This is a genomic window from Paraburkholderia sp. BL21I4N1, from assembly GCF_002973525.1.
Taxonomy (GTDB): domain Bacteria; phylum Pseudomonadota; class Gammaproteobacteria; order Burkholderiales; family Burkholderiaceae; genus Paraburkholderia.
This window is the reverse complement of record NZ_PVEN01000008.1, coordinates 265,855-280,667: the sequence shown is the minus strand read 5'-3', so window position 1 is coordinate 280,667 and position 14,813 is coordinate 265,855. Positions and strand designations below refer to the sequence as shown.

Sequence of the window (14,813 nt, the reverse complement as noted above, 5' to 3'; positions counted from 1 at the left end):
CGGCAATCACCGCACCATTTCCAGGACCAGGAGCTTTGCACATGCAAACCACCGACAACGCGACGACCCGGTATGAGGGTTCATCGACTGGCCAGGCCTTCGGCCAGCCACAGGGCGCTCAGGCGCTCGCGCCGCAGGCGACCCTCGCCGACTACAAGGTGATCCGCCGCAACGGCACCGTGGTGTCGTTCGAGCCGTCGAAAATCGCCATCGCCGTGACGAAGGCGTTCCTGGCCGTCAATGGTGGTCAAGGTGCGGCTTCGGCGCGCGTGCGCGAACTGGTCGAGCAACTCACGCAGAGCGTGGTGCGCGCGCTGGTGCGCAGCCGCCCGAACGGCGGCACGTTCCATATTGAAGACATTCAGGATCAGGTCGAACTCGCGCTGATGCGCGGCGGCGAGCACAACGTCGCGCGCGCTTACGTGCTGTATCGCGAGAAGCGCACCCAAGCGCGCGGCCATGACGACCAGATCGTCGCCAACACGCCGGGTCTGAACGTGACCGACAACGGCGTCACGCGTCCGCTCGACATGGCTGCGCTGCGCGGCATCATTGAATCCGCTTGCGCGAATCTGGGCGACGCCGTGAGCGCCGACCCCATCATCGCGGAAACGGTCAAGAATCTGTACGACGGCGTGCCGATGACCCAGGTCTACGACTCGGCGATCCTGGCTGCCCGCACGATGATCGAAAAAGATCCGGCCTACAGCCAGGTCACCGCACGCATCCTGCTGCACACGATCCGCCGCGAGATCCTCGAAGAAGAAGTCACGCAAGGCGAAATGGCTAACCGCTACGCCGAGTACTTCCCGCAGTTCATCAAGCGCGGCATCGGCGCCGGCCTGCTCGACGACAAGCTCCAGCAGTTCGACCTGAAGCGCCTGGGCGCCGCGCTCGACAACAGCCGCGACCTGCAATTCGGTTACCTCGGTCTGCAAACGCTGTATGACCGTTACTTCCTGCATCACGACGGCGTGCGCATCGAAATGCCGCAGGCATTCTTTATGCGTGTCGCGATGGGCCTGTCGCTGAACGAGATCGACCGCGAAGCGCGCGCCATCGAGTTCTACAACATCCTGTCGAGCTTCGACTTCATGTCGTCCACGCCGACGCTGTTCAACTCGGGCACGCATCGCTCGCAACTGTCGTCGTGCTACCTGACCACGGTCGACGACGACCTCGACGGCATCTACGAAGCGCTGAAGGAAAACGCGCTGCTGTCGAAGTTCGCCGGTGGCTTGGGCAACGACTGGACGCGCGTGCGTGCGCTCGGTTCGCACATCAAGGGCACCAACGGCAAGTCGCAAGGCGTCGTGCCGTTCCTGAAGGTGGTCAACGACACGGCGGTCGCCGTGAACCAGGGCGGCAAGCGCAAGGGCGCGGTGTGCGCGTACCTGGAAACGTGGCACCTGGACATCGAGGAATTCCTCGAGCTGCGTAAGAACACCGGCGACGACCGTCGTCGCACGCACGACATGAACACGGCGAACTGGATTCCCGACCTGTTCATGAAGCGCGTGATGGAAGGCGGCGACTGGACGCTGTTCTCGCCGTCCACCTGCCCGGACCTGCACGACAAGTTCGGCGCCGAATTCGAAACGGCTTACACGGCTTACGAAGCGAAGGTCGCGCGCGGCGAGATCAAGCTGTTCAAGACGCTGCCGGCGGCGCAACTGTGGCGCAAGATGCTGGGCATGCTGTTCGAAACCGGCCACCCGTGGATCACGTTCAAGGATCCGTGCAATGTGCGCTCGCCGCAACAGCACGTCGGTGTCGTTCACTCGTCGAACCTGTGCACGGAAATCACGCTGAACACCAGCGACGCCGAAATCGCCGTCTGCAACCTGGGCTCCGTGAACCTCGTCGCCCACCTGAAGGAACAGGCCGACGGCACGCTCGTGCTCGACCACGACAAGCTCAAGCGCACCATCAGCGTCGCGATGCGCATGCTGGACAACGTGATCGACATCAACTACTACGCGGTTGCCAAGGCGCGTAACTCGAACCTGAAGCACCGTCCGGTCGGTCTGGGCATCATGGGCTTCCAGGACTGTCTGCATCTGCTGCGCACGCCGTACGCGTCGCAGGAAGCGGTGGCGTTCGCCGACACGTCGATGGAAGCGGTCTGCTATTACGCTTACTACGCGTCGACGGAACTGGCGCAAGAGCGTGGCCGTTACTCGAGCTACCGCGGCTCGCTGTGGGATCGCGGCATCCTGCCGCAAGACTCGGTGAAGCTGCTGGCCGACGCGCGTGGCGGGTACGTGGAAGTCGACTCGAGCGAGTCGATGGACTGGACCGAACTGCGTTCGCGTGTCGCCCAGTACGGCATGCGCAACTCGAACTGCGTCGCGATCGCGCCGACGGCGACGATCTCGAACATCATCGGCGTGTCGGCTTGCATCGAGCCGACGTTCCAGAACCTGTATGTGAAGTCGAATCTGTCGGGCGAATTCACGGTGGTCAACGACTACCTGGTGCGCGACCTGAAGGCACGCGGTCTGTGGGACGAAGTGATGGTCGCCGACCTGAAGTACTTCGACGGCACGCTGTCGCGCATCGACCGGATTCCGGCAGACCTGCGCGCGATCTACGCGACCGCGTTCGAACTCGATCCGGTGTGGCTGGTTGAAGCGGCTTCGCGTCGTCAGAAGTGGATCGACCAGGCGCAGTCGCTGAACATCTACATGGGCGGCGCGTCGGGTAAGAAGCTCGACGAGATCTACAAGCTCGCCTGGGTGCGCGGTCTGAAGACGACCTACTACCTCCGCACGATGGCGGCGACGCACGTCGAGAAGTCGACGGTGGCGCACGGCCAACTGAACGCGGTGAGTTCGGGCGGCGGCGAAGGTTCGGGTGGCGCGGCTGGCGGCGCAGCGGGTGGCTTCGGCGCGAACGGAGGCGGCGCAACGCCGGGCGGCTTTCAGGCTGCAGCGGCCACGGCAGCAGTCGTCGAAGCAGCGCCGGAAGCGGATGGTCCGGTCTGCATGATGCGTCCGGGCGACGCGGGTTTCGACGAGTGCGAAGCTTGCCAGTAAGTGTCGCGAATCCGCGCTGCCGGCGAGCGCGAAGCAGATAGCGGGATCGTTGCTTGCTGACGGGTTGTAGGTAGTCACCCGAATGCGATGAAGCAATAGTGAAGTCGATGAGCGGCGCGGTGGAAGAAATCGAAGCCGCGCCGCTCGTCGACGAGTAGCGAAGAGGGCAGGCGACTGAAGTCGCGAGGCACCGGGTCGGTGGAAACTCGGCGAGGCCTCAGTGGTAGATCAGCAGTCAGTAGTCAGCAGTCGGCGACACCCGACGAAGCGCGCGGCACAGCGCGCTTGAGCAAACGCTTCGATCGATGGGCCGATCAACGCAGCCGGCCCGATGCATCGTTCGACACGACATTGAACTTCACTTCGCTTGCACTGACGAACAGACAGTCGCAGCAGTAACGCGAGACCTCTGCGGAGCAACGCGAAGCGCAACGCAACGAGCAACGCAACGAGCAACGCAACGAGCAACGCAACGAGCAACGCAACGAGCAACGCAGAGAGTAGCGCGACGCAGCAGAACGCAACCGCGAGATGCTGCAAACGCACTCCGCAATACAGATAGATAGAGCAGCGAAACGTCGCATCGACACGTTGCTCTTCGAGCTCGCGAAGCACCTCGACGACACACGTTCAACACGCTTCACGCGAGGCGACTCACAGAGTCTGTTGAACAAAGTGTTGTATGAACGTAGCAACGCGAATCGAAAACAGGATTTTTCATCAGCGAACTCTTTTATCGCTCGTGAAAAGATGGTACAAACCGTTCTAAATTGATGGTGACATTTATGCTTAACTGGGATGACGAGATCACTGCCGTACCTCCCTCGAGCGGCGCGCAACAAGATGTGTTGCGCAGCGCTGCGGGATCGGCTGTCGGTTCGCAAGTCGGAATGCGTCCCGCTCCTCATGCTCCCTCGGATCGAAACGTCTTCGCATCGCAAGAGGTTTTCGAAAGCGGTATCGCCGCTGCTCACGCTGCTGGAACGGCTGCCGTTTCGGAAGCGCGAGTCAACGTCGCCGACAAGCGCATCATCAACGGGCAGACCGACGTCAATCAGTTGGTGCCGTTCAAATACAAGTGGGCCTGGGAAAAATACCTGGCGGGCTGCGCCAACCACTGGATGCCGCAAGAAGTGAACATGTCGCGCGACATCGCCTTGTGGAAAGACCCGAACGGTCTGACCGAAGACGAGCGCCGCATCGTCAAGCGCAACCTGGGCTTCTTCGTGACGGCGGATTCGCTGGCCGCCAATAACATCGTGCTGGGCACCTACCGCCACATCACGGCGCCCGAATGCCGCCAGTTCCTGCTGCGCCAGGCGTTCGAAGAGGCGATCCACACCCACGCTTACCAATACATCGTCGAATCGCTGGGCCTCGACGAAGGCGAAATCTTCAACGCGTATCACGAAGTGGGTTCGATCCGCGCGAAAGACGAATTCCTGATTCCGTACATCAATGTGCTGACCGATCCGGGCTTCAAGACCGGTACGCTCGAGACAGACCAGACGCTGCTGCGCTCGCTGATCGTGTTCGCCTGTGTGATGGAAGGCCTGTTCTTCTACGTCGGCTTCACGCAAATCCTGGCGCTCGGCCGTCAGAACAAGATGACCGGCGCGGCGGAACAGTACCAATACATCCTGCGCGACGAGTCGATGCACTGCAACTTCGGCATCGACCTGATCAACCAGATCAAACTCGAAAACCCGCAACTCTGGACGGCTGAGTTCCGCGCGGACATCCGCGAGATCTTCCAGCAAGCGGTCGAACTCGAATATCGTTACGCAGAAGACACGATGCCGCGCGGGGTGCTCGGCCTCAACGCGTCGATGTTCAAGAGCTATCTGCGCTTCATCTGCAACCGCCGTTGCCAGCAGATCGGTCTCGATCCGCTGTACCCGAACGAAGAAAACCCGTTCCCGTGGATGAGCGAAATGATCGACCTGAAGAAGGAACGCAACTTCTTCGAGACGCGAGTGATCGAATATCAGACTGGCGGCGCGCTGACTTGGGAGTGATCCGGGTTCGTGCTGCAGATGCATTCATTGATGGGGATGCCGCAGGCCTTCGCCGCGGCAATTTTGGTTAGGAGCAGAACCGCCTGATGCAAAGCTTGCCCGGTGCGCCGCGTGCCTTCGCGGCCCACAAACATGACTGGCACTTTGCGAACCCTTCAGTGGGATGGGCAAACTTCCCCCCGGAAAAAGCCGCTGGCGTGATCGCCGGCGGCCCGATCAAGCAATTGCCGGCGTTGAGTTTCAACGCCGAACAGATCTGGCGCGCGGTGCCTTTCGGCACGGCGCGCCTTACCGCATTCATTAGCGTAAGCGCGCAGCACCTGCGTACGCCGATGAATAGCTCGCTTCGTAGCGCGCGCCCTGAGAAGCGTCCGCGGGAAGCGGGTTTTGACGAAGGGTGGTGTTTGAACTGACTCTCATCTGAAAACCTGAAGGAGAAAATGATGGCAACTATCAAGAAAGCAGCCGCTAAGAAACCCGCAGCCAAGAAGGTTGTAGCCAAGAAGGCTGCGCCGGCCAAGAAGGCCGCTCCGGCGAAGAAAGTCGCTGTTAAGAAAGTCGCGGTGAAGAAGGTTGCAGCGAAGAAGGCAGCACCGGCGAAGAAGGTTGCAGCGAAGAAAGCTGCTCCGGCCAAGAAGGTTGCTGCAAAGAAAGTCGCGGTGAAGAAGGTTGCAGCGAAGAAGGCAGCGCCGGCGAAGAAAGCAGCACCGGCAAAGAAAGTCGCAGTGAAGAAGGTTGCAGCGAAGAAGGCAGCACCGGCTAAGAAGGCCGCAGCGAAGAAGGCTGCACCGGCTAAGAAGGCTGCTGCGAAGAAGGCTGCGCCCGCCAAGAAGGCTGCTGCGAAGAAGGCTGCGCCTGCTGCGAAAAAGGCTGCTGCCAAGAAGGCTGCGCCTGCTGCGAAGAAGGCTGCTCCCGCTGCCAAGAAGGCCGCTCCCGCGAAGAAGGCTGCACCGGCGAAGAAGGCTGCCGCTCCTGCGAAGAAGGCTGCTCCTGCGAAGAAGGCTGTTGCCAAGAAGGCTGCACCCGCACCCGCAGCGACGACTGTCACGAGCGCAGCACCGGCAGCGACGGTGAAGACCGCGCTGAACCCGGCAGCAGCATGGCCGTTCCCGACAGGCAGCCGTCCGTAAGCGGTAGCTGAGCTTCAGAAGTACTTCGACACATCGCGCGATGTGTCCGATGATCGAGTAGCGCTTAAGGTTGTGTAGAGAGCGCTACTCGGTCAGGGTCCCGTTGCCGTTTTCCGGCGACGGGATTTTTTTTGCCTGGCGCTTAGGTGCTCGACGCGCTGCGTTCGCCCGGCATCACTAACTGAAGCAAAATCCGCGGGCGAAAAAAAACGCATGCACAGGGGAGGGCATGCGTGTGAGGTCGCCGCGGCGGCGGCCTGAGCCTTGCCGCGCGAGAGGGGAAACCTTAGTGCGTGACGCGTGTCACGCCGCCGCTCGACAGGAGCCGCACGCGGTCGCCGGCACGGAAGATCTCGCCGGTAGCGCTCTGCGTGATGGCGCGCATGTCGCCGTTATCGAGTCGCACGGTAATCTCGAGCCCGTCATGCACCGCGACGCCGTTCTCGACCGCATTACCGGCCACCGCACCCGCGAGACCGCCGATGATGCCCGTGACGATCGAACCGCGTCCACCGCCAAGCGCACTGCCGGCCACCGCACCCAACGCGCCGCCGCCGATTGCGCCGAGGCCGCTCGGCTGACCGTTGTTCGAACTGATCTTGACGGCACGTACGCTGTCGACCGTGCCCATGCGGACCGTTTCTTCGCGCTGCGCTTGCGACGCCGTATAGACGTCGGCGGAACTGCTGTTATATGCACACCCCGACATGGCCAGTGAACCGGCAATCAAGGCGGCCACGACCAGGCGACTCGTTGTTCTCATTCCCTAACTCCAATAGCTTTCGGTATTACGGCAGGTCGTATCCGAACGCCTGCTTGAACCGTTCGTTGATCTCCGCCCGCGTGGGCGCGTAGTTTTGCGGGCCCTGGCATTCGATCTTGAGCGCGCCCATCAGACTCGCCAGACGACCGGTGGTCGCCCAACCGAGCTTGTTCTCGATGCCATACAGCAAGCCGCCGCGAAACGCGTCGCCGCAACCTGTCGGATCGAGCACTTGCCGAGCCTTGACCGGCGGAATGTCTTCGATGCCGCCGGCATGATGGATCTGCGAGCCCTGTTCGCCGAGCGTGACGATCAGCGCTTCGACCTTGCCGGCGATCTCTTCGATCGACCAACCCGTTTTGTTGCTCACCAGTTTGGCTTCGTAATCGTTGACAGCTACGTAAGTAGCAAGTTCAATCATGCGCCGCAGTGTCGCGCCGTCGAAGAGCGGCAAACCTTGACCCGGATCGAAGACAAACGGCACGCCCGCAGCGGCCAGGTGCTCCGAATGCTGGACCATGCCGTCGAAGCCGTCCGGCCCGACGATCGCGAGTGTGATGCCTTTTGCTTCATCGGCGCGGTTCAGATGCGACTGCATCATCGCGCCCGGATGGAACGCGGCGATCTGGTTGTTCTCGAGGTCGGTGGTGATCATCGCCTGGGCGGAGTGCGTGTCCGGCACCACCAGCACGTTTTCCGTCGACAGGCCGAGCGCCTTGAAGCGGTCCATGTACAACTGCGCGTCGACCGCGCCGAGCGTGCCCATGATGCGCGCGTCGCCGCCCAGCAGATGCAGCGAGTAAGCCATGTTGCCCGCGCAGCCGCCGAACTCGCGGCGCATGGTCGGCACCAGGAAACTCACGTTCAGGATATGGACCTGCTCCGGCAGGATGTGCTCCCGGAAGCGGCCTTCGAAAGTCATGATGTTGTCGTAGGCGAGCGAGCCGCAAATCAGCGTAGCCAAGGCGAGGATTCCTGTGAAAACAATAAAGAAAACGCGCGACGATACGACAGCGCCGCGCATGAAGCGCGGCGCCGGGGTTCGTGCGCGAAGGTTTTACTTCAGCGCGGCGAGGGCTGCGTCGTAGTTCGGCTCGTCTTTGATTTCACCGACCAGCTCGGCGTGCACGACCTTGTCGTGTTCGTCGAGCACCACCACGGCGCGTGCCGTCAGGCCCGTCAGCGGGCCGCTGGTCACGTCGACGCCGTAGGCTTGCGCGAATTCGTGGCCGCGGAACGTGGACGCCGTGACAACGTTCTCGATGCCTTCGGTCGTGCAGAAACGCGACGCGGCGAACGGCAGGTCGCCCGACACGACGATCACGGCCGTGTTGGTCAGCTTCGCGGCGGCTTCGTTGAACTTGCGGGTCGACGTCGCGCAGGTCGGCGTGTCGAGACTCGGCACAATGTTCAGCACCTTGCGCTTGCCGGCGAAATCGGCGAGCGACAGCGACTTCAGGTCCTTGCCGACCAGCGAGAAAGCGGGGGCGTTCTGGCCCACCGACGGGAACGTGCCGGCTACGTCGATCGGGTTGCCACCCAGCGTGACTTGACTCATGTTGTGCTCCGGAAATTCGTCAGTAATGACGTTGACGGTGAATGCGCCCGATCATGGCTGGGCGCGCGAGAATGCGTTACGGATAAAAAATCTGTACGCGGAAATTGGAAGCGACCGCGTTGCCGGTGTCGAGATGCACGATCATCGTCTGCGTGCTGCGGGCCGGCAGGCCAGCCGCGATCGGTGTGCCGGGCGGGACGTAGTCTTGCGGCCACAGCACGCGGCGCACGGCGACGTTGTTCTGGTCGTCGAGCAGCGTGAGTTCGATGGCGGGGTAGGCCAGCGCCACGTTGAAGCGGTTGCGCAGCGGCATCTTCAGTTCGAGCTTGTGCGGGCCGTCGATCTGCCGCAGATCGGACGGTTCGACCTGCAAGCCGTCGATGTCGTGCGGCGGCGTGACGAGGCAGCCGAGTTGCGCGCAAGCTTTCGCGTAGAGCGTTTGCGTGCTCGGGAAGTAGACCAGCACGGTTTCGCGCTGCCACCAGGCGAGTTGCGCGAGCAGCGCCAAGACCAGCAGCACAGCCACCACCGAACCGGCGATTATCCAGCCGAGGCGCCGTGGCTCGGCCGGGCGCGTTTCGCGCACAACCGGGAACGGATCCACCCCGTCGTTCACCGGATTGACGGAGAACGGCTCGCCGCTGGCGGCGGCCGCAGCGCCGGAGAAGGCGGTCGGTTCGTCGGCCTCTGGGGTAGACGGGTAGGCGGTTGACGCGCCGGAGCGCGCCGTCCTGCTGTGGTCGGCTTCGGCCTCAGCCTCGGCGGTCGTGGCGCCGGCCGCCGCGCCAAAACTGGCGGAGTGAAAACGCGGCTCGTTATCGGGGATGCCGTGGAGGCTAGTCGATTCAGGCAGAACCGGTTCGTCCAACGAAGGTTCGGAAGCCCGCTCGGTTTTGTGCCAAACGCGTGGCGCGTCTTCAGCCGGCGGCTCGGCTCGGTAGGCGAACGGTTCGAGCGGCGCATCGGCGAGCGCCGGTTCGTCGTCAGGTGGAACGGGCGTGCTGAAACTGCTGGGCGGAAGTTCGGGTTCGTGCGAGTGCGCGTGATGCGGCGTGACCGCTACACCCGCGCCGGTGGAAACCGACGAGAGCGGCACATTGTGGGTGTCGTGCAGCAGGCGATTGTCGACCGCGGCGTCTGGCGTCGGCGCCCAGGGATCCCACGCTTCAGCGCTGAAATCAGGCGCCTTGGCGCGAACGCCGGATAGCGCCTCGATCGCGGCGGCGGCTTCGACCGGTTTGGCGGTGGAGAAGTCGCCGCCTTCGGTGACGTCGAACAGGCTGCTCGAGGCGTCGAATACTTCATGGCAATGCCCGCAGCGCACGAGGCCGCGGCGCAGCGCGAGCTGCGCCGGTTGCAGGCGGAAGACGGTTTCGCAGAAGGGGCAACGCGTTGCCAGGAGCATATTGAGCCGATAAGCCGCAAGGCCGTTGGTTGGACAATACGCCCTATTCTAATGGCTTTCGCGGCGCGTTCCCGATAGACATACCCAACCTTCGTGTTCGCGCCATACGCCGATATCGATCCACTGCGCGTAGACCTGCGCGACTTCGTCCGCCTGGCGCGCCAGAATGCCGGACAACGCGATCCTGCCGCCCGGTTTGACCTTCGACGCCAGCATCGACGCCATCAGCTTGAGCGGGTTGGACAGAATGTTGGCGACCACGATGTCGAATTCGCCGCTCGGGCAGGCGTCCGGCAAACCGTACGTGACGTCCGCGCGGTTGCGTTCGCTGTTCTGACGCGCCGACTCGACCGCTTGCGGATCGATGTCGATGCCGAACACCGGTTGCGCGCCGCACTTCTGCGCGAGGATCGCGAGAATGCCGGAGCCGCAACCGTAGTCGAGCACGGATTGCCCGGCCTGCACCGATTGCTCGAGCCATTCCATGCACAGACGCGTGGTGGGATGGCTGCCGGTGCCGAACGCGAGGCCCGGATCCAGTTCGAGCACCAGTGCTTCGGGGTCCGGCGCATCGTGCCACGACGGCACGACCCAGATGCGCTCGCCGATCTTGATCGGATCGAACTGCGACTGCGTGAGCCGCACCCAATCCTGGTCTTCGACTTCCCGCACCGTGAACGACGGCGCGTTCGCGAGGCCGATTTCATTGGCCGCGGCGGTCAGCAGCAGCGCCGGTTCGTGTTCCGGCGCGAGCAGCGCGATCACGCGCGAACGCTGCCACGCGCTGCGATCCGGTGTGAGACCGGGCTCGCCGAACAACGGCTGCTCGTCGGGCGTGTCGGCGTCCGCATCTTCGACCGACACGGACAACGCGCCCAACTCGAGCAGCGCGTCGGAAAATTCTTCCGCGTGCTCGCGTGCCAGCTCGACGATCAATTCCCGGTAGCTCATGACTTACGCTTCTTCCGGCGCGGCCTGCTGCTTCGCGGCCAACCGGTTTTCGAGGTAGTGAATGCTGGTGCCGCCTTCGACGAACTTCGCGTCCAGCATCAGCTCGCGATGCAGCGGGATGTTGGTCTGAATGCCTTCCACCACCATTTCCGACAGCGCGATACGCATCCGGTTGATCGCCTGCTCGCGCGTCGCACCGTAAGCGATCAGCTTGCCGATCATCGAATCGTAGTTCGGCGGGACGAAATAGCCGTTGTAGGCGTGCGAATCGACGCGAATGCCAGGGCCGCCCGGCATATGCCACGAGGTCAACCGACCCGGCGACGGCGTGAATTTGAACGGATCTTCCGCGTTGATCCGGCATTCGATCGCATGACCCTTGAACACGATATCGCGTTGACGGAAGGCGAGCTTCTCGCCGGCCGCGATGCGGATCTGTTCCTGCACGATGTCGACGCCCGTGATCAGCTCGGTCACCGGGTGTTCGACCTGCACGCGCGTGTTCATTTCAATGAAATAGAACTCGCCGTTTTCGTACAGGAACTCGAACGTACCCGCGCCCAGATAGCCCATCTTCTTGCAGGCGTCCGCGCAACGATCGCCGATCCGCTCGATCAGGCGGCGCGCGATACCCGGCGCCGGCGCTTCTTCGATCACTTTCTGGTGACGACGCTGCATCGAGCAGTCACGCTCGCCGAGCCACACCGCGTTCTTGAACGAATCGGCGAGGATCTGAATTTCGATGTGCCGCGGGTTCTCCAGGAATTTCTCCATGTAGACCTGCGGATTGCCGAACGCGCGGCCGGCTTCTTCACGCGTCATGTTGACCGCGTTGACCAGCGCCGCTTCCGTGTGGACCACGCGCATGCCGCGGCCACCGCCGCCGCCGGCGGCCTTGATGATGACCGGATAGCCGACCTGGCGGGCAATTTTCACGATCTCTTTCGGATCGTCCGGCAACGCGCCTTCCGAACCCGGCACGCACGGCACGCCGGTCTTGATCATGGTCTGCTTGGCCGTGACCTTGTCGCCCATCATCCGGATCGTTTCCGGGCGCGGGCCGATGAAGGTGAAGCCGGACTGCTCGACGCGCTCGGCGAAGTCGGCGTTTTCCGACAGGAAGCCGTAGCCCGGGTGGATCGCTTCGGCGTCCGTCACTTCAGCCGCGCTGATCAGCGCCGGCATGTTCAGGTAGCTCAGATTCGAAGGCGCCGGGCCGATACAGACCGCCTCGTCGGCGAGCTTCACGTACTTGGCTTCCTTGTCGGCTTCGGAATAGACGACGACGGTCTTGACGCCGAGCTCGCGGCACGCGCGCTGGATGCGGAGCGCGATCTCGCCACGATTGGCAATGAGAATTTTTTCAAACATAGCGGTTTTTCGACTCATCAATGGGTGCCCGGCCGGTCACGGTGCAGGCTACCTCAGAGGATCGGTCGCGCGCCCCGGGAGGGTGGACGCGCGGGCGGCAGGCGCAAAAAGCGCAAAGCGTGCCGCGTTAGCCGACTACGAACAGCGGTTGGCCATACTCGACCGCCTGGCCGTTATCGACGAGGATTTCCTTCACCACGCCGGCCTTGTCCGACTCGATCTCATTGAGCAGCTTCATCGCTTCGATGATGCAGATCGTCTGGCCTTCCTTGACCGTGTCGCCCACCTGAACGAACGGCTCGGCGCCCGGCGACGGCGCGAGGTAGAACGTGCCGACCATCGGCGAGGTCACCACGTGGCCCTGCGGCGCGACGGCAGCCGGCGTGGCCGGGGCACCCGCGGCGGCCGCAGCCGGCGCTTCGCCGCCCGGGAACGGAGCCGGCTGCGCGTATTGCGGCGCGTACGAGGCGGACGGTTGCACGTAAACCGGCGGCGCGTTCTTGACGATGCGCACCTTGCCTTCGCCCTCGGTCACTTCGAGTTCGGAGATACCGGACTCCGAGACGAGGTCGATCAGAGTTTTCAGTTTACGTAGATCCATCAGGAAGCCCCTTTCAATGCGTAAAGTGCCGGCGCATACGCAGCCGGCGCAAATTAGACGTGTTTGGAATCAGCCGCGCGACGAACCGGCGGCGAACCGGTCGAGCGCGAATTCGAGCGCGTACAGATATCCCTTCCAGCCGAGGCCGCAAATCACGCCCTCAGCCTGGTCGGAGAAATACGAGTGATGCCGGAACGGTTCGCGACGATGCACGTTCGACAGATGAATCTCGACGAACGGGATGCCGACCCCCGCCAGTGCGTCCCGAATGGCCACGCTGGTGTGCGTGTACGCGGCGGGATTGATCAGTATGAAATCGGTTTTTTCAGTCCGGGCGGATTGGATGCGATCCACCAGAGCGCCTTCGTGGTTGCTCTGGAACGACGCCAGTTCAACGCCTGCGTCCGCTGCGCGGTCCGCCAGCGCCTGATCGATCTGCGGCAAGGTCACGCGACCGTAGACCTCGGGTTCCCGGGTGCCGAGAAGGTTGAGGTTGGGTCCGTGCAGTACCAGCAGTCGCGTCATGGTCGCTTCTTTTTCCGTGGAATTGGGCGCACTTTAGCGCTGATTAGAGAAACTTGTCTAGTTTCCCGCACGTAACGAGCGGCGCGGGCGGCGATTTGCCGTTGCGCCGGGCGCCCATCTTCTCTCAAATTCATGCGATTTGCGCGTATTTTTGCGCGTACCGGCAGGAATCGAGCGTCAAAAGAATGTGAGGTTTAAAGCGCGTCGAGGGTCCGCCGGAGCGCTTCCGGGTTGATTTGGCCTAATTTTGTCGAGCGGACATTGCCTTTGGCGTCGATCACCACGGTGAACGGCAGGCCGCCCGCGTTGTTGCCGAAGGCCCGCGCCAGGTCGGCGCCGCCAAAGCCGGTAATGTAGATCGGGTAGGCCACCTTCACCTTTTGCATGAACGCCTGGACGTTTTTCTCCGAATCGACGCCAAGTCCGACGAACTGGATCCCTTTCTTCGCGTAGTCGCGCTGAAGTTGCGACAGCGCCGGCATTTCCTCGACGCACGGACCGCACCACGACGCCCAGAAGTTGACGACGATTGGGTGCCCTTTGAGCAAACTTAGCGACTGCGGCTTGCCTTCGACGGTGGTGACCGGCGCGGCCCACAGTTGTTCGACTGCGCTCGGCGCGGCTGCGGTCTGCGCCGCGTGGGCGACTTCGCCGTCGCCGCTGAACCAGTGGTTGGCCAGCACGCCGCCGCAGGCGGCAACGATCGCGACGAGCGCGCCTGTCAGAATCCGTCTCGTATTCATGGTTGTCAGTCTAATTAGTAGAAGGGGTAGCTTCGCTGCTATTGAGCAGCGTTTGAACCGCCTGCAGATTGGCTCGGGCCGTACGGCCGCGCGCGTCGGCCCGCACCGCGCCGCGCAGGTCGTCGGTTTCGTAAAGCGCGACGTGAATGCCGACCGGCTCCGCCTCGCGCCCTTCGTTTGCCGGGCGCCACAGGAAGCTCAGCGTCTCGACGTAACCGCGCCCGGCGAAATGCCGCGTTTCGGAGACGTCGTACTGAATGTTGGCGTTCAGGAAGTAGATCGCGACTTCTTTCGGGTTGTCGCAGAACACCTGCAGGTGAATGTCGGAGTGCTCGCCGGCCGTGCCGCCGAGCACCGCGCCGGTCAGATACGGATTGAACGGCGCGAGCCGCTCCATCCAGTCGACCGCCACACGGCGCAGGCGCCGCAGCAGCAGCGGCTGGCTGTCGCCCTGAAAGAGCGACTGGTATTCACGGATTTCTTCTTCGATCTGGTCGTTATCGGGCAGCCATTCGCCGGCAACACGGCTCTCGCCGACTACCTGCCGCGCCGCTTTGCGCTTGGCCGTGGCGTAGTCGAGACCGTCTTCGGCGATCATCCGGGCAGCCGCGATTGCGATTTCTTCGCGCACGCGCTGGGGATCGAAATGTGATTTGCGGACCATCCGGCAATCATACTAGAGATTGATGACGCGACTTTTCGCCGCCCGG

General features: G+C 62.8%; 14 protein-coding genes. 4 read left to right on the top strand and 10 right to left on the bottom strand.

Annotated elements, in window-relative coordinates; translation table 11 throughout:
* The first annotated feature begins 41 nt into the window (after nt 1-41).
* The 4 genes from B0G83_RS21910 to B0G83_RS21890 all read left to right on the top strand — a co-directional run bounded on the left by B0G83_RS21910 (nt 42) and on the right by B0G83_RS21890 (nt 6,186).
* Nucleotides 42-3,038 carry a ribonucleoside-diphosphate reductase subunit alpha gene (locus B0G83_RS21910; RefSeq protein ID WP_105509487.1) on the top strand — a complete coding sequence of 999 codons (2,997 nt, stop codon included), beginning with the start codon at nt 42-44 and terminating at the stop codon, nt 3,036-3,038.
* A gap of 785 nt (nt 3,039-3,823) precedes the next feature.
* Nucleotides 3,824-5,056: a ribonucleotide-diphosphate reductase subunit beta gene (locus tag B0G83_RS21900; protein ID WP_105509485.1), complete on the top strand. Its 1,233-nt coding sequence runs from the start codon at nt 3,824-3,826 to the stop codon at nt 5,054-5,056.
* 86 nt (nt 5,057-5,142) lie between these two features.
* Nucleotides 5,143-5,469 (top strand): hypothetical protein, encoded by a 327-nt coding sequence (locus B0G83_RS21895; RefSeq protein WP_105509484.1) that lies wholly within the window; start codon nt 5,143-5,145, stop codon nt 5,467-5,469.
* 30 nt (nt 5,470-5,499) lie between these two features.
* Complete coding sequence (locus tag B0G83_RS21890) at nt 5,500-6,186, top strand: histone H1-like DNA-binding protein (RefSeq protein WP_105509561.1); 687 nt, start codon at nt 5,500-5,502, stop codon at nt 6,184-6,186.
* Nucleotides 6,187-6,472: 286 nt separating this feature from the next.
* Here the strand turns inward: B0G83_RS21890 and B0G83_RS21885 are convergent, their stop codons facing one another.
* The 10 genes from B0G83_RS21885 to B0G83_RS21840 all read right to left on the bottom strand — a co-directional run bounded on the left by B0G83_RS21885 (nt 6,473) and on the right by B0G83_RS21840 (nt 14,767).
* Complete coding sequence (locus B0G83_RS21885) at nt 6,473-6,949, bottom strand: glycine zipper 2TM domain-containing protein (protein ID WP_035548728.1); 477 nt, start codon at nt 6,947-6,949, stop codon at nt 6,473-6,475.
* A 25-nt stretch (nt 6,950-6,974) separates the two neighbouring features.
* Complete coding sequence (locus tag B0G83_RS21880) at nt 6,975-7,913, bottom strand: carbohydrate kinase family protein (RefSeq protein WP_105509560.1); 939 nt, start codon at nt 7,911-7,913, stop codon at nt 6,975-6,977.
* 93 nt (nt 7,914-8,006) lie between these two features.
* On the bottom strand, nt 8,007-8,507 hold the full coding sequence (gene tpx / locus B0G83_RS21875; protein ID WP_035548722.1) for a thiol peroxidase: 501 nt from the start codon (nt 8,505-8,507) through the stop codon (nt 8,007-8,009).
* Between the two features lie 76 nt (nt 8,508-8,583).
* Entirely contained in the window at nt 8,584-9,912 is a 1,329-nt protein-coding gene (locus tag B0G83_RS21870) for a zinc-ribbon and DUF3426 domain-containing protein (protein ID WP_105509483.1), read from the bottom strand.
* A gap of 48 nt (nt 9,913-9,960) precedes the next feature.
* Nucleotides 9,961-10,863 (bottom strand): 50S ribosomal protein L11 methyltransferase, encoded by a 903-nt coding sequence (gene prmA / locus B0G83_RS21865; protein ID WP_105509482.1) that lies wholly within the window; start codon nt 10,861-10,863, stop codon nt 9,961-9,963.
* A 3-nt stretch (nt 10,864-10,866) separates the two neighbouring features.
* On the bottom strand, nt 10,867-12,234 hold the full coding sequence (gene accC, locus B0G83_RS21860) for an acetyl-CoA carboxylase biotin carboxylase subunit (protein WP_105509481.1): 1,368 nt from the start codon (nt 12,232-12,234) through the stop codon (nt 10,867-10,869).
* A 127-nt stretch (nt 12,235-12,361) separates the two neighbouring features.
* Complete coding sequence (gene accB, locus B0G83_RS21855; protein WP_105509480.1) at nt 12,362-12,835, bottom strand: acetyl-CoA carboxylase biotin carboxyl carrier protein; 474 nt, start codon at nt 12,833-12,835, stop codon at nt 12,362-12,364.
* Between the two features lie 69 nt (nt 12,836-12,904).
* On the bottom strand, nt 12,905-13,360 hold the full coding sequence (gene aroQ / locus B0G83_RS21850; protein WP_105509479.1) for a type II 3-dehydroquinate dehydratase: 456 nt from the start codon (nt 13,358-13,360) through the stop codon (nt 12,905-12,907).
* 194 nt (nt 13,361-13,554) lie between these two features.
* The gene (locus B0G83_RS21845) at nt 13,555-14,103 is read right to left on the bottom strand and encodes a TlpA disulfide reductase family protein (protein WP_105509478.1); all 549 of its coding nucleotides are present in this window, start codon (nt 14,101-14,103) and stop codon (nt 13,555-13,557) included.
* Nucleotides 14,104-14,113: 10 nt separating this feature from the next.
* Nucleotides 14,114-14,767 (bottom strand): UDP-N-acetylmuramate--alanine ligase, encoded by a 654-nt coding sequence (locus tag B0G83_RS21840; RefSeq protein ID WP_105509477.1) that lies wholly within the window; start codon nt 14,765-14,767, stop codon nt 14,114-14,116.
* Nucleotides 14,768-14,813: the final 46 nt, after the last annotated feature.

What these genes read in the sequence shown, in the direction of transcription:
- aroQ (WP_105509479.1), bottom strand. Translation starts at nt 13,360, where the DNA reads ATGACGCGACTGCTGGTACTGCACGGACCCAACCTCAACCTTCTCGGC.
- accC (WP_105509481.1), bottom strand. Translation starts at nt 12,234, where the DNA reads ATGTTTGAAAAAATTCTCATTGCCAATCGTGGCGAGATCGCGCTCCGC.
- B0G83_RS21845 (WP_105509478.1), bottom strand. Translation starts at nt 14,103, where the DNA reads ATGAATACGAGACGGATTCTGACAGGCGCGCTCGTCGCGATCGTTGCC.
- accB (WP_105509480.1), bottom strand. Translation starts at nt 12,835, where the DNA reads ATGGATCTACGTAAACTGAAAACTCTGATCGACCTCGTCTCGGAGTCC.
- B0G83_RS21910 (WP_105509487.1), top strand. Translation starts at nt 42, where the DNA reads ATGCAAACCACCGACAACGCGACGACCCGGTATGAGGGTTCATCGACT.
- B0G83_RS21900 (WP_105509485.1), top strand. Translation starts at nt 3,824, where the DNA reads ATGCTTAACTGGGATGACGAGATCACTGCCGTACCTCCCTCGAGCGGC.
- B0G83_RS21885 (WP_035548728.1), bottom strand. Translation starts at nt 6,949, where the DNA reads ATGAGAACAACGAGTCGCCTGGTCGTGGCCGCCTTGATTGCCGGTTCA.
- B0G83_RS21870 (WP_105509483.1), bottom strand. Translation starts at nt 9,912, where the DNA reads ATGCTCCTGGCAACGCGTTGCCCCTTCTGCGAAACCGTCTTCCGCCTG.
- prmA (WP_105509482.1), bottom strand. Translation starts at nt 10,863, where the DNA reads ATGAGCTACCGGGAATTGATCGTCGAGCTGGCACGCGAGCACGCGGAA.
- tpx (WP_035548722.1), bottom strand. Translation starts at nt 8,507, where the DNA reads ATGAGTCAAGTCACGCTGGGTGGCAACCCGATCGACGTAGCCGGCACG.
- B0G83_RS21895 (WP_105509484.1), top strand. Translation starts at nt 5,143, where the DNA reads ATGCAAAGCTTGCCCGGTGCGCCGCGTGCCTTCGCGGCCCACAAACAT.
- B0G83_RS21890 (WP_105509561.1), top strand. Translation starts at nt 5,500, where the DNA reads ATGGCAACTATCAAGAAAGCAGCCGCTAAGAAACCCGCAGCCAAGAAG.
- B0G83_RS21840 (WP_105509477.1), bottom strand. Translation starts at nt 14,767, where the DNA reads ATGGTCCGCAAATCACATTTCGATCCCCAGCGCGTGCGCGAAGAAATC.